This window comes from Streptococcus sp. ZY171113, from assembly GCF_057748235.1.
Genome location: NZ_CM173243.1, coordinates 1,451,502 through 1,471,744, shown reverse-complemented (window position 1 = coordinate 1,471,744; position 20,243 = coordinate 1,451,502). Strand labels below are relative to the sequence as shown.

At 49.0% G+C, this 20,243-nt stretch carries 21 protein-coding genes; 13 read left to right on the top strand and 8 right to left on the bottom strand.

Annotated elements, in window-relative coordinates; translation table 11 throughout:
* Nucleotides 1-16 precede the first annotated feature (16 nt).
* The 4 genes from zapJ (at nucleotide 17) to greA (ending at nucleotide 4,558) form a co-directional block, all read left to right on the top strand.
* Nucleotides 17-613, top strand: a complete 597-nt coding sequence (zapJ, locus tag AC3ARB_RS06965) for a divisome accessory protein ZapJ (RefSeq protein ID WP_488319855.1) — start codon at nucleotides 17-19, stop codon at nucleotides 611-613.
* Nucleotides 614-623: 10 nt separating this feature from the next.
* Nucleotides 624-1,976: a UDP-N-acetylmuramate--L-alanine ligase gene (gene murC, locus AC3ARB_RS06960; protein ID WP_488319854.1), complete on the top strand. Its 1,353-nt coding sequence runs from the start codon at nucleotides 624-626 to the stop codon at nucleotides 1,974-1,976.
* Between the two features lie 85 nt (nucleotides 1,977-2,061).
* The gene (gene mltG, locus AC3ARB_RS06955; RefSeq protein ID WP_488319853.1) at nucleotides 2,062-4,014 is read left to right on the top strand and encodes an endolytic transglycosylase MltG; all 1,953 of its coding nucleotides are present in this window, start codon (nucleotides 2,062-2,064) and stop codon (nucleotides 4,012-4,014) included.
* Nucleotides 4,015-4,075: 61 nt separating this feature from the next.
* Complete coding sequence (gene greA / locus AC3ARB_RS06950; protein WP_488319852.1) at nucleotides 4,076-4,558, top strand: transcription elongation factor GreA; 483 nt, start codon at nucleotides 4,076-4,078, stop codon at nucleotides 4,556-4,558.
* Between the two features lie 455 nt (nucleotides 4,559-5,013).
* Here the strand turns inward: greA and yidC are convergent, their stop codons facing one another.
* A complete protein-coding gene (gene yidC / locus AC3ARB_RS06945; protein WP_488319851.1) occupies nucleotides 5,014-5,946 on the bottom strand; it encodes a membrane protein insertase YidC in 933 nt (310 codons plus the stop codon).
* Nucleotides 5,947-6,031: 85 nt separating this feature from the next.
* Nucleotides 6,032-6,310: an acylphosphatase gene (locus tag AC3ARB_RS06940; protein WP_488319850.1), complete on the bottom strand. Its 279-nt coding sequence runs from the start codon at nucleotides 6,308-6,310 to the stop codon at nucleotides 6,032-6,034.
* 62 nt (nucleotides 6,311-6,372) lie between these two features.
* Between AC3ARB_RS06940 and AC3ARB_RS06935 the strand changes: the two genes are divergently transcribed.
* From AC3ARB_RS06935 to AC3ARB_RS06920, 4 genes are all read left to right on the top strand, one after another.
* Nucleotides 6,373-7,113 (top strand): TrmH family RNA methyltransferase, encoded by a 741-nt coding sequence (locus tag AC3ARB_RS06935; RefSeq protein WP_488319849.1) that lies wholly within the window; start codon nucleotides 6,373-6,375, stop codon nucleotides 7,111-7,113.
* A 70-nt stretch (nucleotides 7,114-7,183) separates the two neighbouring features.
* Nucleotides 7,184-7,867: a Bax inhibitor-1/YccA family protein gene (locus AC3ARB_RS06930; RefSeq protein WP_488319848.1), complete on the top strand. Its 684-nt coding sequence runs from the start codon at nucleotides 7,184-7,186 to the stop codon at nucleotides 7,865-7,867.
* A 123-nt stretch (nucleotides 7,868-7,990) separates the two neighbouring features.
* Entirely contained in the window at nucleotides 7,991-8,647 is a 657-nt protein-coding gene (locus tag AC3ARB_RS06925) for a CBS domain-containing protein (protein WP_488319847.1), read from the top strand.
* Between the two features lie 49 nt (nucleotides 8,648-8,696).
* On the top strand, nucleotides 8,697-8,882 hold the full coding sequence (locus AC3ARB_RS06920; RefSeq protein ID WP_488319846.1) for a DUF3272 family protein: 186 nt from the start codon (nucleotides 8,697-8,699) through the stop codon (nucleotides 8,880-8,882).
* On the opposite strand, the gene birA is transcribed toward AC3ARB_RS06920, so the two are convergent.
* Complete coding sequence (gene birA, locus AC3ARB_RS06915) at nucleotides 8,851-9,804, bottom strand: bifunctional biotin--[acetyl-CoA-carboxylase] ligase/biotin operon repressor BirA (RefSeq protein ID WP_488319845.1); 954 nt, start codon at nucleotides 9,802-9,804, stop codon at nucleotides 8,851-8,853. The genes AC3ARB_RS06920 and birA overlap by 32 nt on opposite strands.
* A gap of 90 nt (nucleotides 9,805-9,894) precedes the next feature.
* A complete protein-coding gene (gene mscL / locus AC3ARB_RS06910; RefSeq protein WP_488319844.1) occupies nucleotides 9,895-10,260 on the bottom strand; it encodes a large conductance mechanosensitive channel protein MscL in 366 nt (121 codons plus the stop codon).
* A gap of 422 nt (nucleotides 10,261-10,682) precedes the next feature.
* Here mscL and dnaG point away from each other — a divergent pair, with 422 nt between their 5' ends.
* From dnaG to AC3ARB_RS06890, 4 genes are all read left to right on the top strand, one after another.
* Nucleotides 10,683-12,449: a DNA primase gene (gene dnaG, locus AC3ARB_RS06905; protein WP_488319843.1), complete on the top strand. Its 1,767-nt coding sequence runs from the start codon at nucleotides 10,683-10,685 to the stop codon at nucleotides 12,447-12,449.
* An 8-nt stretch (nucleotides 12,450-12,457) separates the two neighbouring features.
* On the top strand, nucleotides 12,458-13,567 hold the full coding sequence (rpoD, locus tag AC3ARB_RS06900) for an RNA polymerase sigma factor RpoD (protein WP_488319842.1): 1,110 nt from the start codon (nucleotides 12,458-12,460) through the stop codon (nucleotides 13,565-13,567).
* 600 nt (nucleotides 13,568-14,167) lie between these two features.
* Complete coding sequence (locus AC3ARB_RS06895; RefSeq protein WP_488319841.1) at nucleotides 14,168-14,542, top strand: DUF6508 domain-containing protein; 375 nt, start codon at nucleotides 14,168-14,170, stop codon at nucleotides 14,540-14,542.
* A 3-nt stretch (nucleotides 14,543-14,545) separates the two neighbouring features.
* Nucleotides 14,546-14,884 carry a metal-sulfur cluster assembly factor gene (locus tag AC3ARB_RS06890; RefSeq protein WP_488319840.1) on the top strand — a complete coding sequence of 113 codons (339 nt, stop codon included), beginning with the start codon at nucleotides 14,546-14,548 and terminating at the stop codon, nucleotides 14,882-14,884.
* A gap of 41 nt (nucleotides 14,885-14,925) precedes the next feature.
* On the opposite strand, the gene AC3ARB_RS06885 is transcribed toward AC3ARB_RS06890, so the two are convergent.
* From AC3ARB_RS06885 to AC3ARB_RS06870, 4 genes are read right to left on the bottom strand one after another with little or no spacing between them, the layout of a single operon-like run.
* Nucleotides 14,926-15,711 (bottom strand): ABC transporter permease, encoded by a 786-nt coding sequence (locus AC3ARB_RS06885; protein ID WP_488319839.1) that lies wholly within the window; start codon nucleotides 15,709-15,711, stop codon nucleotides 14,926-14,928.
* Between the two features lie 9 nt (nucleotides 15,712-15,720).
* Nucleotides 15,721-16,419, bottom strand: coding sequence for an ABC transporter ATP-binding protein (locus AC3ARB_RS06880; RefSeq protein WP_488319838.1), 699 nt, complete (start codon nucleotides 16,417-16,419; stop codon nucleotides 15,721-15,723).
* A 39-nt stretch (nucleotides 16,420-16,458) separates the two neighbouring features.
* A complete protein-coding gene (locus AC3ARB_RS06875) occupies nucleotides 16,459-16,599 on the bottom strand; it encodes a hypothetical protein (protein ID WP_488319837.1) in 141 nt (46 codons plus the stop codon).
* Between the two features lie 15 nt (nucleotides 16,600-16,614).
* Nucleotides 16,615-16,980, bottom strand: a complete 366-nt coding sequence (locus AC3ARB_RS06870) for a GntR family transcriptional regulator (RefSeq protein ID WP_488319836.1) — start codon at nucleotides 16,978-16,980, stop codon at nucleotides 16,615-16,617.
* Between the two features lie 156 nt (nucleotides 16,981-17,136).
* On the opposite strand from AC3ARB_RS06870, the gene AC3ARB_RS06865 reads away from it, so the two are divergent.
* Complete coding sequence (locus tag AC3ARB_RS06865; RefSeq protein WP_488319835.1) at nucleotides 17,137-20,232, top strand: DNA polymerase III subunit alpha; 3,096 nt, start codon at nucleotides 17,137-17,139, stop codon at nucleotides 20,230-20,232.
* The last annotated feature ends 11 nt before the right edge of the window (nucleotides 20,233-20,243 follow it).

Sequence of the window (20,243 nt, the reverse complement as noted above, 5' to 3'; positions counted from 1 at the left end):
GAAAGGAGCATTCGTCATGGAAAAACAGCTGAAACGATTTCCATTGATTGCAGATGATGAGCCAGTCATTACTCACCCAAGGCAGATGACCCTCTATGACAATGAGGATTTGATTGTCAATATCCGTGGGGATTATCGCGATAAGACCTATGGGACAGTAAAGGCCGAGGAGGTTCGGTCAAAGGTAGAGCCGTCAGCTCCCCAACCACTTGCTGCCCCGTCGCAGCGGGAACGGTTGCGACATGAAGCCCGTGCTGATGTGAAAAAGAAACGTCAGGCCCTGGTGCTTCCTGAGAAAAAGCGGTCGTCAAAGGCACTTCCAGCCCGTCCCATCGAGGTAGAACCAGTTAGCCAACGCCCTGCAACGGATAAAGAGCCTGGCGAGACCAACTGGAGCAGTTATGCTAAAGTTTTGGAACAGACCGATTATATCCTGGTTGATTTGCCAAAGACCTATCAGCAACCAGCCAACCCCTCAACCAAGGGGCAGCAGAAGCAAAACTTTGATTTTCTCAAGCAAAGTCAAGTTTATAACTATAAGGATAACCAACGTAAGAAAGAAAGACAAATTGCTCAGGAGCTCAACCTATCAGCCCTAGAGGACAACAATTAGAGGAGATATGATGACAAAAACCTATCATTTTACAGGAATTAAAGGTTCAGGGATGAGTGCCTTGGCACTGATGCTCCATCAGATGGGCCATCAGGTGCAAGGAAGTGACGACACGAAATATTATTTCACCCAGCGTGAGCTGGATTTGGCTGGTGTGCCGATTTTCTCATTTTCAGGTGAGCATGTGCCAGAAGGGGCTGAAGTCATTGTTGGCAATGCCTTCAAAGAAGTGATCGATGAGACAGGTGATAAAACCAACCCTGAATTGCGTTACCTCTTGGATAAGGGCATTCCTTTCAAGCGATACCATGAGTTTTTGGGGGACTTCATGCGAGATTTCATCAGTTTTGGTGTCGCAGGTGCCCACGGTAAGACGTCAACGACAGGTTTGTTGTCACACATCATGAAAAACATCACGGACACCAGCTACTTGATTGGTGATGGCACAGGTCGCGGTTCAGCTAAGGGGCAGTATTTCGTCTTCGAATCGGATGAGTACGAGCGTCATTTTGCCCCTTACTACCCTCAATATTCAATTATTACCAATATTGATTTTGACCACCCAGATTATTTCACGAGCGTGGACGACGTTTTTGATGCTTTTAACGATTATGCCAAACAGGTTGAAAAAGGCCTCTTTCTCTATGGTGAGGATCCTTATCTGAAAAACATCACCGCCAACGCCCCGATTTATTACTACGGTTTTGAGGAAAGCGATGATTTCCGTGCGGTGGATTTGGTGCGGACAACAGGTGGGTCAGATTTCCGTGTTCTGCATAGGGATTTGGATTTAGGCGTTTTCCATATGCCAGCCTATGGCAAGCACAATATCCTCAACGCCTTGGCCGTTATCGGTAACCTCTATGTCGCTGGTTTTGATATGGAGCTGGTTCGGGAGCACATGAAGACCTTCCCAGGCGTGAAGCGTCGCTTTACAGAAAAAATCATCAACGACACGATTTTGATTGATGATTTTGCCCACCACCCAACTGAGATTATTGCCACCCTGGATGCGGCACGTCAGAAGTACCCAAGTAAGGAAATCGTTGCGATTTTCCAACCCCACACCTTTACCCGTACCATCGCCCTCTTGGATGAATTTGCAGCAGCCTTAAATGACGCTGATAGTGTTTATTTGGCAGAAATTTATGGTTCGGCTCGCGAAGCAGATAAGGGTGAGGTAAAAGTTGAGGATTTGGCGGCACGGATTGCTAAACCAGCCCAAGTGGTAACGGTCGATAATGTTTCTCCGCTCTTGGATCACAATAATGCGGTCTTTGTCTTTATGGGAGCAGGGGATATTCAGACTTATGAGCATGCATTTGAGGAACTCTTGTCACGTCTGACCATTAATAATCAGTAGTCTAAAGGCTTAGTCTTAGATGTTTCTTGCTTTTTAGGAACAATTAAGGTATAATGACGAGAGATAGAGACAAGGAGGTTCAGCTTTGAAAGACATCTTTAAGGATGATGAGACAGGAAAAGCTCACCAAAAAACTAATTTTAAGGAAAAGATTTTAGCTGATTTGGAGGCTGCCAGTCTTGCACGCGTCCGGAGATTGGCCGAAGAAGAACGCCTTCGTCAGGAAGAGCTGAAAGCAGAAATGGAGCGAAAGCAGGCTGAGGCTGAAGCGGCCTTACGCCTAGCTCGTGAAGAAGCTGCACGTGCAGAGGCTGAACGTTTAGAAATGGAGCGTCAGGCTCGTCTGATGGCGGAAGAAGCTAAGCGACAAGAAGAAGCTGCTGCGGAAGCTGTTCGTCAAGCCCGTGAAGAAACTGCTCGCCTTGAGGCAGAACGCCAAGCTCAGTTGGCCGAATTGGCTCGTCAAGAGGAAGAAGCTCGCCGTCAGGCTGAATATGAAGCCTATGTGGCTGAGCAGGCCGTCTTGGAGCAAGAGCGTTTGGCCGAAAAAGCACGACTGACCCAGGAAATCCTGGCAGCTCGTCAAGCTCAAGAAACGGTTCAAGAAGTTGCTGAAGAACTGCCCCTTGCGGAGGTGACATTGCAAGAGCCAGTGGCAATGGTGTCCCAACCAGAAACGATTGTAGTCGAAGAGCATGAGCCGCTTGTGGAGCCAGAAGAAGTTGTTTCGCAGATTGCTGTGTCAGAACCATCAGTAGAAGAACCTACTCAACCAGAACCTCTTTCTGCTCTTATCACTGAGCCAGAAGAAGAAACTCAGGTTAACCAGCCTCTGTTGAGTGATGACGACGAGGACGATGTTTACCTGCCACCGAGAGCAACCGCAGCGATCGGTCTTGGAAAGAAAGCGAAGAAAAACCGTTTGGCTAAAAAATTATCGCTCGTTGTTGCCTCCATTCTCCTCTTTCTGATTTTGGCGGTTGGCGGTCTGGGGCTCTTCTATGTCTCAAGTGCTGTCAAGCCATTGGATAAACAAGCAACCGAATTTATTCAAGTGGAAATCCCAGAAGGGTCTGGCAACAGGCTGATTGGTCAAGTGCTGGAAGAAGCCGGTGTTATTAAGAGTGGTATCGTCTTCAACTATTACACCAAGTTCAAAAACTACACTGGTTTCCAGAGTGGTTATTACAATTTCCAAAAGAGCATGTCGCTGGATGATATTTCCAAACTCCTCCAAGAAGGAGGCACTCCAGAACCAGTCCTGCCAGCACTTGGTAAGATTGTCATTCCAGAAGGCTACACCTTGACGCAGATTGCCAAGGTGGTCACCAGTAACGGTGCCACTGAAGATAAGACGGATAAAACCCCATTTAAGGAAGAGGATTTCCTCGCCTTGGTGCAGAAACCTGAATTTATCGAGCGTATGGTTGCCAAGTACCCTAACCTCCTGTCCAGCCTACCTGATGCAGGTGCGGTCAAGTACCGATTGGAAGGTTACCTTTTCCCAGCAACCTACGCTTACTATGAGACAACCACGCTAGAAGGTTTGGTTGAGGAGATGTTGTCAGCCATGGACGGTCGCTTGTCACCTTACTATGGGCAAATTGCAGAGCGGGGCATGACGGTTAATGACGTGCTCAGTCTGGCATCCTTGGTTGAAAAAGAAGGTCAGACTGACGATGACCGTCGTCAGATCGCCAGCGTTTTCTATAACCGTTTGGCCATTGACATGCCATTGCAAAGTAACATTGCCATCCTTTATGCCATGGATAAGTTGGGCGATAAGACCACACTGGCTGAGGACGCAGGTATTGACACAACGATTGATTCTCCTTACAACATTTATGTGAACCCTGGTTTGACCCCTGGTCCCGTTGATAGCCCAAGTCTTTCAGCCATTGAGGCCAGCATTGAACCAGCCAAAACAAACTACCTCTATTTTGTTGCCGATGTTACCACAGGTGCCGTTTACTATGCAGATACCTTTGAAGAACACAACAGCAACGTTGAGAAGTATGTCAACAGCCACCTAGACTAATTGGTAAACATGGTGCTTCGGTACCGTGTTTCCTTTTGATAATAATAGAAAAGAGAAAACTATGGCAGAAAAAACCTATCCTATGACTTTAGCTGAAAAAATTCAGCTGGAAAAAGAGCTTGAAGAACTGATTTTGGTGCGTCGTCCAGAAGTTATCGAACGGCTGAAAATTGCCCGTTCTTATGGTGACTTGTCAGAAAACAGTGAATATGATGCGGCTAAAGATGAACAAGCCTTTGTTGAAGGCCAAATTTCAACCCTGGAAACGCAAATTCGTTATGCGGAAATCATCGATAGTGATGCGATTGCCAAGGACGAAGTGGCCATTGGTAAAACCGTTGAAATCCGTGAAGTTGGTCAAAAGACCAAGGAGAAATATGCAATTGTGGGTTCGGCTGCCGCAGATGTTTTAGCGGGTAAAATTTCTAACGAAAGCCCGATGGCTCAGGCCTTGATTGGTAAAAAAGCTGGTGATAAGGCGACGATTGATTCGCCGACAGGCAGCTATGAAGTGGAAATCCTTAAAGTAACCAAAACGAAGTAAGATAAAGAGGCAGATTCCAAATGGGATCTGCCCTTTATGTTGCCCGCTAGGCTACTAACGAAAGGCCTTGATCAAAAATGAATAACATGTGATTGAAGGGAAGTGTTTTACCTTTCTTGGGCAATAGTCGTTGACAACCCCTATCATCAGTTGAAGCTGGTGAGCGATTCTTAAGTTACGGGGAAGATGTCTTTAATGCTGGTCCATTTCTTCCCTATTTTGAAGAGGCAAAGGTCATCTTACAAAGGTCAGTTGCCTCTCCGTCATAAGGGGTGACAGTTGATAAAACTTGCTTTTTTATAAGAGGTCGCTTTATATTTTTGAAAAATCTGGCGACAATTCTTTTTCAGGAAGGCTCTCTTTGTAAAATAAAAGAATCATCTGCGGTATCGTACCGTCAGATGATTCATTAGCAGTTTTTTGTGTTAAATCAGAGATGATTTAAGGGGTAAAGCTTAACGGTTTTGTTTACCAGCGTTACGTTTTTTATTGTTGTCGCTGATGGCTTTTGTGATTGGGCTTGTTTTGCTACTTGCTGTGACGTCTTTGGGCTGGCCAGTTGCCGCCTGTGGACGGTAAGGTTTTGGTGGGTTGAGGCGGTATTCCTCAGCCACCTTGGCCTTGAGTTTTGGTTTGAGGATATAAGTGGTCATCAACTGTTGGATGATGGCAAAGATACCACCGACAAGCCAGTAGAGAAGCACACCTGCGGGTGAGGCAAAACCGAATATGACCATCGTCAGCGGTGTGATGTACATCATGCTCTTCATCTGGTCTTTTTGCTCCTCAGGGACGGTTGCTAATGACAGGTGGGATTGCAAGAAGTAGAGTGCAACGATGATCCCTGTGAGAATCAAGTCAGGTTTATCCAAACGGAACCAAAGGAAGCTGGTGCCTGCAATACCATCCGTATAACGTGCAGCGTAAAAGAGGGCAGAGAAGAATGGCATCTGAATCAAGATTGGCAAACAGCCCATACCGCCAAAGAGGCTGAGGCCGTAATGCTTGTTGGCAGCCATGATTTCAGTTTGGATGGCCATCTTTTCTTCGCTGGTTTCAGCTTCACGCAATCGCTTGTTGAGCGGGTCCAGAATGTGCTTGAAGTAGTTGCGTTTTTCAGCCTGGTAAGTGGCCTGCCAGGATTGGTACAAACCGAGTGGCATGATGATGAATAAGCGAACCAGGATGGTCACAATGACGATGGCTAAACCAAAGCCTAGAGCCTTGTCAATGGCGAAGTGGCGGATAACCTTTGCCATAGGTTCCACCAAGTAAATCCACTCAAAGTCATCACGGGTAGGGACACCATTTTTTGTGCGAACACAACCAGAGAGAAAGAGGAGGAGACTGAGCCCAAGCCCAGAGAGTAGGAGACGATTTTTTTTCAAGATGATTTTTCCTTTACCTTTTAGTGATACCTATCTATTCTACCCTTTTTTGAGAAATTTCTCAATAGTTCTGGAGGCTGATTTTTTAATAGCTGACGCGGAAATCCTTATAATCTGAAAAAGCAACCATGGTGACATCGACATAGCTCACCCTGGCAAAGGGGGAGGGGCCTTTTCTGATTTCTTGGATAAAGCGGGCCATGAGCTGGCTGTCATCAGACTGGGCCAGGATTTCCACGGTGCCGTCGTCATTGTTCCAGACCCTGCCGTATAGGCCACCCAGCTCCCAAGCCAGGGCTTGGACGGCATAGCGAAAACCAACCCCTTGAACCCGACCAGAGACCACCAAACGCACTTTTTTCATGAGAACCTCCAATTTTTCAGCCTATTTTTTGCATTCTAGGCCAGTTCTGTTATAATGTTTCTATGACTATTATAACCTCAAAAGCCAATAATCTCATCAAAAACACCAAAAAACTTCATCAAAAAAAATACCGTACCCAATCTTACCTGATTGAGGGCTGGCACCTTTACGAGGAGGCTAGAGCAGCTGGTGCGGTTATTGAACGGGTTTTTGTGGTGGCAGATGAGGCGGACAAGCTTGACCAAGGGACCGAGCTGGTCTTGGTCAGCCCAGAGGTATTGAAGGACTTGGCAGACAGCCCATCGCCCCAAGGGATTGTGACCCAGATTGCCCTCCCCAATCAGGACCTGAGCCAGCTTTCGCCTGGTCGTTACCTGGTCCTGGAGGATGTTCAGGATCCTGGTAATGTGGGCACCATGATTCGGACAGCGGATGCGGCTGGTTTGGACGGGGTCTTGTTGACCCAGCAGACGGCCGACATCTATAACGCCAAGACCCTCAGGGCCATGCAGGGTAGCCATTTCCACCTGCCGGTTTACCGCTTGGCCAAGGACCAGCTGGTTCTGGCCCTCAAAAACCTGGCGGTCCCTGTCCTTGCCACAACCCTGTCCAAGACCTCGGTGGACTACCGTGCCCTCCCCAAACTCCCCCACTTCGCCTTAGTCATGGGCAACGAGGGAGCTGGTATTTCTGTGGAAATGGCAGAGCTGGCAGACCACTTGGTTCACATCACCATGCCAGGTCAGGCCGAAAGCCTCAACGTGGCTGTGGCGGCAGGCATTGTATTGTTTTACTTAATTTAGCCTCTTCCTTGGAAAATAGGCTAGTTTACCACAGGGAGGGAAACCTCTGAAGAAGAAAAGGAGAATACAGATGACATCACTTACCAATCGAGCCCAGGTGGGTTTGACAACTTTTTATGCAAAAATCTATGGCCTGGTTGGCCTTGGCCTGCTGTTATCAGGTCTAGTGGCTGGTCTCATGCTGACCGTTTTTCAATCGCAGATGATTGCGATTTTACAAGGTGGCCGAGTTGTCATCTGGGCCCTTTGGCTAATTGAAGTTGGCCTGGTGGTCGCTGCTTCTACAGCTGCGGCCAAAAATAGTCCTGTGGCTTTTCCGATGTTTCTAGGCTATTCAGCTCTTAACGGCTTTACCATGAGCTTTACCCTGGCCTATTACACTAAAACCAGTGTTTTGGCAGCTTTTCTTTCCGCTGCTGGACTTTTCTTTGCCATGGCGATTTGGGGCCAAGTCACTAAAAAAGACCTGTCAGGCTTTAGAAAAGCCCTGATGGGGGCCTTGATGGGGTTGGTGATTGCAGGTTTGGTTAATTTCTTTTTGAGAAGTTCAGCCCTGAGTTTGTTGTTGAGCCTTGTCTCAGTTGTTCTTTTTTCAGGCATTATCGCCTATGACAACCAACGCATTAAGCAGGTTTACCTGCAAACGGGTGGCCGCGTTGGTGATGGGTGGGTGATTTCCCTAGCTCTTAGCCTTTACTTGAACTTCATTAACCTTTTCCTGAATATTTTGCGATTGATGGGAAATAGAGATTAGCACTTGAAACAGTTCCTTGGAACTGTTTTTTAGTTGCTGTGTTATTTTCAAAAAAATATCAAAAACAAGTGAAAACACTTGCAAATTATGGTATAATAGAAAAAAAGCCACAAGGAGGTTTATATGGCTGTTAAAGATTTTATGACACAGAAGGTGGTTTATGTGTCGCCAGAGACGACTATTGCTAGAACGGCAGACATCATGAAAGAGCAGGGGCTTCGTCGCTTGCCTGTTATTGATCAGGATCGTTTGGTTGGGCTTGTGACAGAAAAGACCATTGCTGAGGCCAGTCCATCCAAGGCGACCAGTCTTTCTATCTACGAGATGAATTATTTGCTCAACAAAACTAAGGTCAAGGACGTCATGATTAAGGATGTGGTGACGGTATCTCCCTATGCTAGTTTAGAAGACGCTATTTATGTGATGATGAAGCACAAGATTGGTGTCTTACCTGTTGCTGATGGGGAGCGTCTTTCAGGGATTATCACTGACCGAGACGTTTTTCGGACCTTCCTCGAGGTTTCGGGTTATGGTGAAGCTGGGGTGCGTGTTCGTGTTCTGGTGGACAATACGGTTGGTATTATGGAGAAGGTGACCAAGGTAATCGCTGAAGAAAACCTCAACATCAGACGGGTGATTTCGACAACAAGAAAGTCAGGTAAGGTTGTTATTGAGTTTCAAATTGATGGCAATTATGAATTAGACCTGTTGACAGAAAAGATTCAAGCTCAAGGGGTAACCGTTGATAAGATTGAACGAACAGAGGCCAAGGCCTTGTAAGCTGAAAGTCCTAGAAGATTTTTCTAGGACTTTTTGCTATAATAGGAGTATGCCAATAAAATCGTTTCTTATTATGGCACTGATTTGTGCTGTTCAAACCTTGTTTTTTAGTCAAGCCTTGTTTGCAGACCAAGCTCTTTTAGCCTTTTTTTGGGGTGTTCTTTTGGTGAGAAACCTCTATCGTGTTTATTTGGTGGACAGGTTTAGCCGTTTTTTGTCAGGTCCCAAGAAGTAAGACTGATTTCTCCACTATTGAGATAGCCTTGCTGGCCTGAGGGGAATTCGATGAGCAGTTCACCCTTGTCGCTGATGTCCAGGACCTTGGCTGTGCAGCTTTGCCCTTTTTCCAAAAAGGAAATCTCACGGCCTAAGACCAGGGACCAGTCCTTATAGTAGCGGACTAAATCGGGTTCGGGGGTCTGGAAGAAGAGTCGCCAGGTTTCGGCAATTAGCTGCTGGCGAAGGATGGTCGGTTGTTCTTGGAAGAGGGAACCAGCCTTGTCCTTGAGGTCATCGGGAAAATCATTGATGTGGAAATTGATGCCGACCCCGATAATAATGTCGGTCACCAGGCCCGTTTCAATTGCTGTTATCGCTTCGGTCAAGATACCGGCGATTTTTTTTTGCCCAAGGTAGATGTCATTGACCCATTTAATCTGGCATTGGATGCCCGTTAAATGGGCGATAGCCTTGACCAGGCTGGCTGCGACCATGAGGGTGTAGGCGGGCAGGTCGGGATGGGGCAGGTTGGGTTGGAGGTGGAGGGACATGTAGATGCCCCCCTGAGGGCAGGCGAAGAAGGAGCGGCCAAAACGGCCTTTAGCTCCAGTCTGATTTGGGGCCAGATAGAGGCGGGGAGCGGTTAAACCGGTTTCTAGACCAGCCTTAGCGTCTAGCTGGGTTGAGCTGCTAGATGGGTTGTAACTGACTGGGATAGCTAGTTCTTGGGCTAGTCGCTCTGGGACTATGAGGTCACCCGTTAGGAGCTTATAACCTTTTTTCTTGATTGATTGGATAATCAGACCCTGTTGTTCCAGGGCCTGTACGGCTTTCCAAATGGCGGTTCGGGAGATGCCCAATTGGTCAGCTAACTCTTGACCTCGGACAAAGTCATCTTGTTGATAAAGTTTTTCAAAAAGAATTTCGTAGGTTTTCATAGGTCTAGTATAATACAAAAAGCTAATCTTGTCATGGCCTTGAGGTCAAGCCTAACAAAAAAACTCCCCATTTGGGGAGTTTAGTTAGACTTATTTTTTCAACAAGTCGCGGATTTCAGCCAAAAGCTCTTCAGAAGTTGGACCAGCTGGTGCAGCTTCTTCAACTTTTTTAGGCATTGCTTTTTCAGCAGCCTTAACAACGAAGAACAATACAGTACCAACAACAAGGAAGTTAATCACAGCACTCAAGAAGCTACCATAAGCAACACCGTTCCAAGATAGTGCAGCAATCTTATCAACGTTAGCAGCTTTCAAAGCTGGGTTAAGCAAGAGCGGAGTGATGATGTCAGCAACAAATGAAGTGACAATAGCACCGAAGGCACCCGCGATGATAACCGCTACGGCAAGGTTAAGGACATCGCCCTTGAACAAAAAAGCTTTTAATTCTTTAATCATGATGATTTAGAATCTCCTTTAAAATTTTATTACTTGGCTAGTATAACGTTTTTGTCATCTGCTTGCAACAAATATGCTCACAAAATTTAATTTTTCCCATCACTTTCTGAAAGTCAATGAAAATTAATTTCATGTGATGGTTTTCCTCTTACTTAGAACAAACGCATGAAGAAAACAATTTTTCAGAGAAGTGTTGCACTTTTTAGATGAAAATTTTGGTATAATTTCCGTGAGATGAATAGAATAGTACCGAACACGAGGTGTTTTCAAGGTAATTTCTGAAAAATGCGTGTAACTCAAAAAGATAGTTGCATGCATTTTCTTCATGCGTACGGCGTGCATCTTACTCCCTACTATTTTACTTCTTTACCTATCTATGTTATAATGGAATGTGAACCAAAATTTCTGAAAGGGGTGATGAGGTGGCTCTTGACCGAGATAAGATTGCTGAGATAAAGGCCAGTATCAACATCGTTGACCTCATCGCTGAAGTAACCCCTTTGACCAAGGCGGGACGGCATTTTCTTGGGCTCTGCCCATTTCACAAAGAAAAAACGCCCTCCTTTAACGTGGTGGAAGACAAGCAGTTTTACCACTGTTTCGGCTGTGGCAAGTCGGGTGATGCCTTCAAGTTCTTGGAGGACTACCAGCAGGTCACCTTCGTGGAGGCGGCGACCATCCTGGCTGAGCGGGCAGGCATCGAGGTTGGGGGAATTGCTCCCCAGCAGCAGGCGAGGCCCCAATCCCCCAACCAGGTCCTCTACGACATCAACCAAGATGCGGCCAAGTTTTACCACGCTGTCCTCATGACCACTACCCAGGGCCAGGCTGCTAAGGCTTACTTGGCCCAGCGGGGTCTGGATGACGAGGTTCTGACCTATTTCAAGATTGGACTGGCACCTGATGAGGCCGACTACCTCTACCAGAGCCTGTCACCCAAGTACGAGGCGGATGCCTTGACCAACTCAGGCCTCTTTAACCTCAGTGACTCCAACCGCTTTTTTGACACCTTCAAGGACCGGATCATGTTTCCACTCCTGGATGATAGTGGCCGAACCATTGGCTTTTCTGGGCGGATTTGGCGGGACAATGGCGGAGCGGACCAGCAGGCCAAGTACAAGAACACCCGTTCTACCCCGATTTTTAACAAGTCGGCAGAGCTTTACCACCTAGACAAGGCCAAGAGCGTGGCTAAAAAGACTAAAGAGCTCTACCTGATGGAAGGGTTCATGGATGTGATTGCGGCCTATCGGGCTGGGATTACCAATGCCGTGGCCACCATGGGAACGGCCCTAACCCCTGACCACACCAAGCAGCTAAAGAAATACGCTTCTAAGCTGATTTTAACCTATGATGGGGATGCCGCTGGTCAGAATGCCATTGCTAAGTCTCTGGACCTCTTGGCTCAGTTTCAGGTGGACATCGTCCGTTTTCCTGACCAGATGGACCCTGATGACTACCTGCAAAACCATTCACCAGAAGCTCTGGCCAGCTTTCTGACCCAGGCTCGCATCAGCAAGGTGGAATTTTACGCCAGCTATTACTTGCCTAGAAACTTGGATAACCTGCAAGCCCAGATTGCCTATGTGGACCAGATGGCTCAGTTGATTGCTAAGGAGCCGTCTATTACCGCCCAGCAGACCTATAGCCAGCTGGTGGCGGATCGACTCCCTGATTTTGATTATTTCATGGTGGAGCAGGCGGTTGATCGCCTGCGGTGGCAGGCAAGGGGTCAGGAGGCCCCTCAGGCCCCGCCGCCATCCTGGCAGGTCTTGCCCCAGTTATCCCACCAATCAGGTGGGCTCTTGCGGTGTGAACGGCAACTCTTTTACCGTTTATTGACCAATGAGGCCCTTCTCAACCAGCTAGAGGCGTTTTCCTTTGTCACTCAAGAGTTAGATGAGTTGTTTCAGGTGCTGAAACGAGATGGCGACCTTAGTCCCCAGACCCTGTCTCACTTATCTGAACATGTGAACAAGGCTTACTATGCTGTTTTAGCAGAGAATTTCCCTCAAGACATGGTTGATGGGGAGTGGGAGGACTTGCTCAGGTGGCGGGACCGCTATTTGAGCCAACAGGTCATGACACACCACCAGAAAGCCATTCGCGAACACAGTCAACTTGGTGATATTTCTGGAGCAGAAGAAGCTCTGGCTGCCCTTATTGCCCAAAAAAGACAATTAGAATAGGAGACCCTATGACAAAGACGACAGACATTTCAACTTTTAATGTTCAAGTAGCCGAATTTATCCGTAAGCACAAGCAAGCGGGAACGGTTGTTGACGATATGGTGACCGATCAGTTGGTTATCCCCTTTGGGCTGGATGCAGATCAGATTGACGACCTGTTGACTCGGTTGACTGACGGTGGTTTGGCCATCACGGACAAGGAAGGTAACCCGTCAACCACTTACATGATTGCTGAAGTCCAACCAGAGGAACTGAGCGACGAGGAACTGATGGGCTCGAACTCGGCTAAGGTCAACGATCCTGTCCGCATGTACCTCAAGGAAATCGGTGTGGTGCCGCTCTTGACCAACGATGAGGAGAAAGAATTGGCTCTCTTGGTAGCGGAAGGCAACTTAGAAGCCAAGCAGCGTTTGGCTGAGGCTAACTTACGTTTGGTTGTCTCTATCGCCAAGCGTTATGTGGGCCGTGGCATGCAGTTCCTGGACCTGATTCAGGAAGGGAACATGGGGCTGATGAAGGCGGTTGATAAATTTGACTATGCCAAGGGATTTAAGTTTTCGACTTATGCGACTTGGTGGATTCGTCAGGCCATTACCCGTGCCATCGCCGACCAGGCTCGTACCATCCGTATCCCAGTTCACATGGTGGAAACCATCAACAAGCTGGTTCGTGAGCAACGTAACCTCTTGCAGGAGTTGGGTACCGAGCCGACCCCTGAACAGATTGCAGAGCGGATGGACATGACCCCTGACAAGGTGCGTGAAATCCTCAAGATTGCCCAGGAGCCAGTTTCCTTGGAAACACCGATTGGTGAGGAAGATGATAGCCACTTGGGTGACTTCATCGAAGATGAAGTAATCGAAAACCCAGTTGATTACACCACTCGTGTGGTCCTGCGGGAGCAATTGGACGAAGTCCTGGACACCCTGACCGACCGTGAGGAGAACGTGCTCCGTCTGCGTTTTGGTCTGGACGATGGCAAGATGCGGACCTTGGAAGATGTGGGTAAGGTCTTTAACGTGACCCGTGAGCGGATTCGCCAGATTGAGGCCAAGGCCCTCCGCAAACTCCGCCACCCAAGCCGCAGCAAGCAGTTGAGAGACTTTATTGAGGACTAAAAACGTCCGGGGGACGTTTTTAGGTGCGAGCTTGAAAACTAGAGAGCGAGCAGTGTCACCTTATCAGCGATGACCCGAGAAATGGGAGAGTGAACGGGATTGTTGGTGCGGTGCGTCAGCGCCACGCTTGAAAATAAGAAGGCGTGGCGAGCTTGCTCGGACATCTGGTTCGATAGTTCTGGTCCCAAAAGCAATCAATCGGTGAACTAGTCCGAGGGACGTTTGAGGTGAGAGCTTGAAAACTAGATAGCGAGCAGTGAACCTAGAATTTTGGTAATGAACCGGATTTTCGGTGCGGTTCGTCAGCACCACGCTTGAAAATAAGAAGGCGTGGCGAGCTTGCTCGGACATCTGGTTCGATAGTTCTGGTCCCAAGAGCAATCAATCGGTGAACTAGTCCGAGGGACGTTTGAGGTGAGAGCTTGAAAACTAGATAGCGAGCAGTGAACCTAGAATTTTGGTAAAGAACCGGATTTTCGGTGTGGTGCGTTAGCGACACGCTCGCAAAGATGAAGGCCTAGCGAGATTACTCGAACGGCTTTCTCCAGTCGCTCACCTCACTATTAACAACCGACTAGAGAAACTGATTAGGAAGGGATTATGGCCTTGTTTTCACCCTTGACGGCCTATCTCAATCAGTTTGGCCCCAAAGGGGAGACCGACTGGATTGGTGAGTATCATCGTTTTCCTGTTTACTCGCCCGTGGTTGAGCAGTTTCGCCAAGCTGTTGGTGATCTTGTTCAGGCTTATCCAGAGGTGGCTGATTACCCAAGGCTTCTAAAGGATAAGAACATACAGGATTTTGAAAGGCTTGAGCAGACAGACCTGTCCGTGATGGAGCTGGTGACTGTCTTGGTTGGGCTTGTGCGTTTAGAACGTTTTCATGAGGGGCTGCTATGGTCAGCCTTGAAAGAGGGCCAGCTGCAGGACCTGCTCAAGCGTATTAAAGAGTTAGAAGACAAGGAGGAACGGTAAATCATGTCAGAACAAACCTACACCCCTGAGCAAATCGACGACATCAAGACCCGCATCTTGCAGGCCATGGAAGAGGTTATCGACCCTGAGCTTGGCATTGACATTGTCAACCTGGGCTTGGTTTATGAGATTCGTTTTGAGCAAAATGGCCGAGCTGAAATTGACATCAGCCTGACCACCATGGGCTGCCCTTTGGCGGACTTGATTACGGATCAGATGTACGATGTTCTCAAAACCGTGCCAGAGGTGACCGAGTCCGAGGTTAAGCTGGTTTGGTACCCAGCTTGGTCGGTTGAGCGGATGAGCCGCTACGCTCGGATTGCTCTTGGAGTTCGCCTATAAAAAAATCCCCGTTGCTAAACTAAAGGCAACGGGGATTTGACTTATTGAATGTTCAAATGCTTGGTCATGATGTAATGGGTGGCAAAGTAGCAGATGATGATTTCGAAGATAGACGTGATTAGGATAAGGATGAAGTGGTCTGGACCGAAGAGTTTTGAATAAGCCATTTCAGGTGTGATAAAGGTGACTATGAAACTGAGTAGGACATAGATGACAAAGTAGGCCACGCAGCCCATGAGTCCACGACGGTTTTGGAAGAGCTGGCCGATGGAAATAGCCAAATAGGTCAGGAGAATTCCCGAAAAGGTGTTGGCAATGCTGGCAAGAAAGACCAAGGAAAGCGGCACATAGTTGTTGGCCATCTTGATGTAGATTGGCAGTTCTGTCATCACATGATTGAAGTCAAAACTTGGTGATAGGAAAATGAAGAAGCTAGCAATGGAGGTCAGGAAACTGAGGCTCCCCCAGATGGCGGCTGCGGTCAGTTTTGACAAGATAATCTGGTGACTGGTCACCGGCAGGGTCATGGTTAGGTAACCTTCACGGCCATAGACATTCTTGTAAAAACGGTTGATGATTAGGAAGAAAGTGGAGATGTTAAGGGCGATGATTAAGGCAAAGATGACAAACATGACAAAGGTTAGGCTCAGGCTTGCCAGGGTAGATAGTGGTCGGTTATTGGCATATTCAATGGTCGCATAGGTTGAACCGAACATGACCTTCATGCCCAGGCCGAAAATTGCTGAGAAAAGCAAGGTGGCCAGATAGAGCAGGACATACCACTTGCCAGCGGCTTTGATTTCGTATTTGAGTAGTTTTCCAAACATAAAAACCTCCTAGACCTTAAAGGTGTCTCTGAAGAGGGCGTCGATGGACTTGCCGTGTTCAAAACGGAGGTCATCGGTGTTGCCTTGCAAGACCAACTCGCCCTTTTTGATGAAAATAACGTCGTCAAAAATCTGCTCCACATCGCTAATCAGGTGGGTGGAGATGATAACGGAACTGTCAGGGCTGTAGTTGTTGATGATGGTTCTGAGAATGTAGTCTCGGGCAGCTGGGTCAACCCCGCCGATGGGTTCATCGAGAACATACAATTTGGCCTGACGGCTCATGACCAAAATCAGCTGGACCTTTTCCTTGTTCCCTTTTGATAGGTTTTTCAAGATACTGGTCGGGTCAATGTCCAAATCGGCCAGCAGGGTAATCGCTCTGCCATGGTCAAAATCAGGGTAAAAGTCCTGGAAGAAATCCAAGAGGTCAGACACCTTCATGTTGTCTCTCAGGTAAGTGGCGTCGGGCAGGTAGGACACCAGGGCCTTGGTGGCTGCAGAAGGGCGTTGGCCAGCAATGAGGATCTCGCCAGAGGTCGGCTGCAAAAGGCCGTTGATGAGTTTAATCAGCGTGGTTTTGCCGCTGCCGTTTGGGCCCAAGAGGCCGATGATTTTGCCGGGTTCAATGGTCAAGGTCAGGTCCTTGAGGGCCTGGTGCTTGCTGTAGGATTTACTGAGGTGGTGGAGTTGGAGTAGGTGGGTCATATCGTTCTCCTATTGGTTCAAATAGTCTTTGTAGGTCTGCTAGCGTTGATGGCGCGTGACGAAGCGGGTCAGGGCTAGAAAGGCCCAAGTCAGAGCCAGGAGCTTTTTGCCCTGAGACAGTTTGGTCAGGCTCAGAAGAACTGACGCTAGGTCAGTTAAGGCAAGGCTCCAGTTAGCCATGAAAACTGTTTCCTATTAAGCCCCTTTTAGGTAGTCGGTCAGTTCGGTCACCAAATCGTCCTGGTTGAAGCCGATGGCCAACATCTTATTGACAAAGTTGGTCACTTCGTCCTGGGCCAATTCGTGGCGTTTTTGAGCAATCAGCTCCTGATCCTCGGTCACATAACGACCAGCTGTCCGTCTTGAGAAGACCATGCCTTCCCGTTCCAATTCGGTAAAGGCCCGTTGCATGGTGTTGGGATTGACCCCAGCCTCCTCAGCAAAATCACGGACAGTCGGCAACTGTTCGCCACTCTTAATCTCGTAGGAGACGATTTTCATCTTGATGTGTTGCATAATCTGTGCATAGATGGGTGATTTTTCATCAAAGGTCCAAGCCATAAGTCTCACATCCTTTCTATGAGTTCATTTTTTAATTGTACTATTTAGATAATATAGCAGAAAAGGGATTTTGTCAAGTGACATGCCTAGCTGAAAGAAAAAAGTCAGCCCTGTCAGGGGATTCGTGCTATAATAGTAAGAAAAAGGAGGGCGGCCATGTTTGCTCAGCTAGACACCAAGACGGTGTATTCATTTATGGATAGTGTGATTGACCTGCAGGCCTATGTGGAGCGGGGCAAGAGCCTGGGTTACCAGTACCTGGGCATCATGGACAGGGATAACCTCTACGGGGCCTATCAGTTTATCCGTCTGGCCCAGAAAGCTGGCTTGCAGCCAATTTTGGGGCTGGAGGTGGCTTATGAACTGGAGGAGGGGTCTTGCCCCCTCTACCTGATTGCCAAGAATGGTCAAGGTTACCGAGACTTGCTCAAGATTTCCAGCCAGGTCATGATGGGCGAGGATTGGAATTTGGTGGACTATGGTCAGGACTTGGCGGTGGTGGTGCCTGCTGCCTGGGCGGAGCGGGTGGCGTTAGCGCAGCCCCATTACATCGGCGTTAGTCTGGACAGCCCGCAAGTGGCCTATCCCCAGCCCGTCATCCCCTTGCAGACCGCCAGGTATTTCACCCCAGAAGACACCCAAACCCTGAGGGTCCTCCACGCCATTCGGGACAACCAGGCCCTAAGGGACACGCCGGAGCCTGCCCAGGGTCAGGCTCTTTTTCCGGCGGGGGAAATGGCTGAGCGGTTCAGGGAGCGGTTCCCAGAGAGCTTGGCCAACCTGGCTGAGCTGGTGGCGGGCGTCCGCTATGAGTTTGACACCGACCTGAAACTGCCGCGGTTTAACCGAGAACGGCCAGCCGTTGAAGAACTGCGGGAGCGGGCCGAAAAGGGCCTCAAGGACAAGAACCTTTGGCAAGCAGCCTACCAAGGGCGACTGACAGAGGAGTTGACCGTTATCCACGACATGGGTTTTGACGATTATTTTCTGATTGTCTGGGACCTCTTGCGGTTCGGTCGCAGTCGGGGCTACTATATGGGTATGGGACGGGGATCTGCCGCAGGCAGTCTAGTGGCCTATGCTCTGGACATCACAGGTATTGACCCCGTGGCCAACAACCTGCTCTTTGAACGGTTTCTCAACCGTGAGCGGTACAGCATGCCCGATATTGACATTGACCTACCAGACATCTATCGGAGCGAGTTTCTCCATTATGTTCGTGACCGCTACGGCAGCAACCATTCGGCCCAGATTGTCACCTTCTCAACCTTTGGGGCCAAGCAGGCCATTCGGGACGTTTTCAAACGCTTCGGCACGCCTGAGTATGAGCTGACCAAGATCACCAAGAAAATCGGCTTCAAGGACACGCTTAGTTCGGCCTACGAGAAGAACCTGTCCTTCCGCCAGCTGATTAAAAGCAAGCCTGAGTACGAACAGGCCTTTGCCATTGCCAAGCGGATTGAGGGTCAGCCAAGGCAGACTTCCATCCACGCCGCAGGGATTGTCATGAGCGATGATGACCTGACCCAGCACATTCCTGTCAAGGCTGGCGAGGACATGCTGATCACCCAGTATGACGCCCCAGCTGTCGAGGCCAACGGTCTTCTGAAAATGGACTTCCTGGGCCTCCGAAATCTGACCTTCGTTCAAAAAATGGCTGAGAAGGTGGCGGCCGATTATGGCAAGGTTATCGACATCAAGTCTATTGACCTCGAAGACCCTGAGACCCTCAAGCTCTTTGCCAGCGGCCGCACCAAGGGCATTTTCCAGTTTGAACAGGCAGGGGCCATCAACCTGCTCAAGCGGGTCAAGCCGTCCAAGTTTGAAGAAGTGGTGGCCACAACCAGCCTTAACCGGCCGGGGGCCAGCGACTACATCGACAATTTCATCAAACGCAAGTACGGCCAGGAGCCTGTTGACCTGATTGATGACCTGGTGGCCCCGATTCTGGCTCCGACCTACGGGATTATGCTCTATCAGGAGCAGGTCATGCAGATTGCCCAGGTCTATGGCGGTTTTAGCCTGGGCCGTGCCGATTTGCTGCGGCGAGCCATGTCCAAAAAAGACATGGCAGAGATGAAAAAGATGGAGGACGATTTCCTATCTGGCGCGCAAGCCTTGGGCCGGAACCTGGAGACGGCCAAAAAACTCTACGCCATGATGGCCAAGTTCGCAGGCTATGGCTTCAACCGCAGCCACGCCTATGCCTACTCGGCCCTGGCCTTCCAGCTGGCCTACTTCAAGGCCCACTACCCTGACGTCTTCTACGACGTCATGCTCAACTACTCCAGCCCCGACTACATCACGGACGCCCTGGAGGCGGGCTTTGCCCTCAGGAGACTGTCCCTCAACACGGTGCCTTTTTTGGATAAAATAGCCGAGCAGGGCATCACGTTGGGTCTGCACAACCTACGGGCGGTTCCCCGAGACCTGTCTTACTGGGTAATTGAGAACAGGCCTTTTTCTGGGGTGGAGGATTTCCTGACCAAGCTGCCCGTCAAGTACCAGAAGGCGGAGATCTTGCTGCCGCTGATCCACATCGGCCTCTTTGACCAGTTTGAACCCAACCGCAGAAAGATTGGGGTCAACCTGGACCACCTCTTTACCTTTGTCAACGAACTGGGCAGCCTCTTTGCGGATTCGGCTTACAGCTGGTTGCCAGCGGATGATTACACCCCTGCGGAAAAATACCAGCTGGAAGTTGACCTGCTAGGTGTCGGCCTCAGTCCCCACCCTCTGGTCAGTTTGGCCAAGCAGGAGCAGGGGAATTTTACCCCGCTGGCGGATTTGGTGGAGGGCAGTCAGACCACGATTTTAGTGCAGTTACAGGGGATTCGGACCATTCGGACCAAGACCAAGGGGGAACTCATGGCCTTTCTGACCGTGACCGACACCAAGAAAAAATGTGACGTCACCCTCTTTCCTGAGACCTACCAACACCACAAGGACCAGCTGGAGGAAGGTCAGATTTACCTGATGACTGGCCGGATTCAGGAGAGAAATGGCAGTTTGCAGATGGTGCTCAATCAGCTGGCCAAGCCCGTTTCGGAGAAATTCTGGATTCAGCTGGCCAACCATGACCACGACCAGGCGGTCTGGCAGATTTTGCAGGCCTATCCTGGGGATTACCCTGTGGTGCTCCGCTATGAGGACACCAAAACCACTCTCCAGGTCAGCCAGCTCCGAGTGACGAAAACGCTTGAACTAGAAGCAGAGTTGATGGATTACGCCATGAAAACGATTTTTCGATAAAACCGAATAAA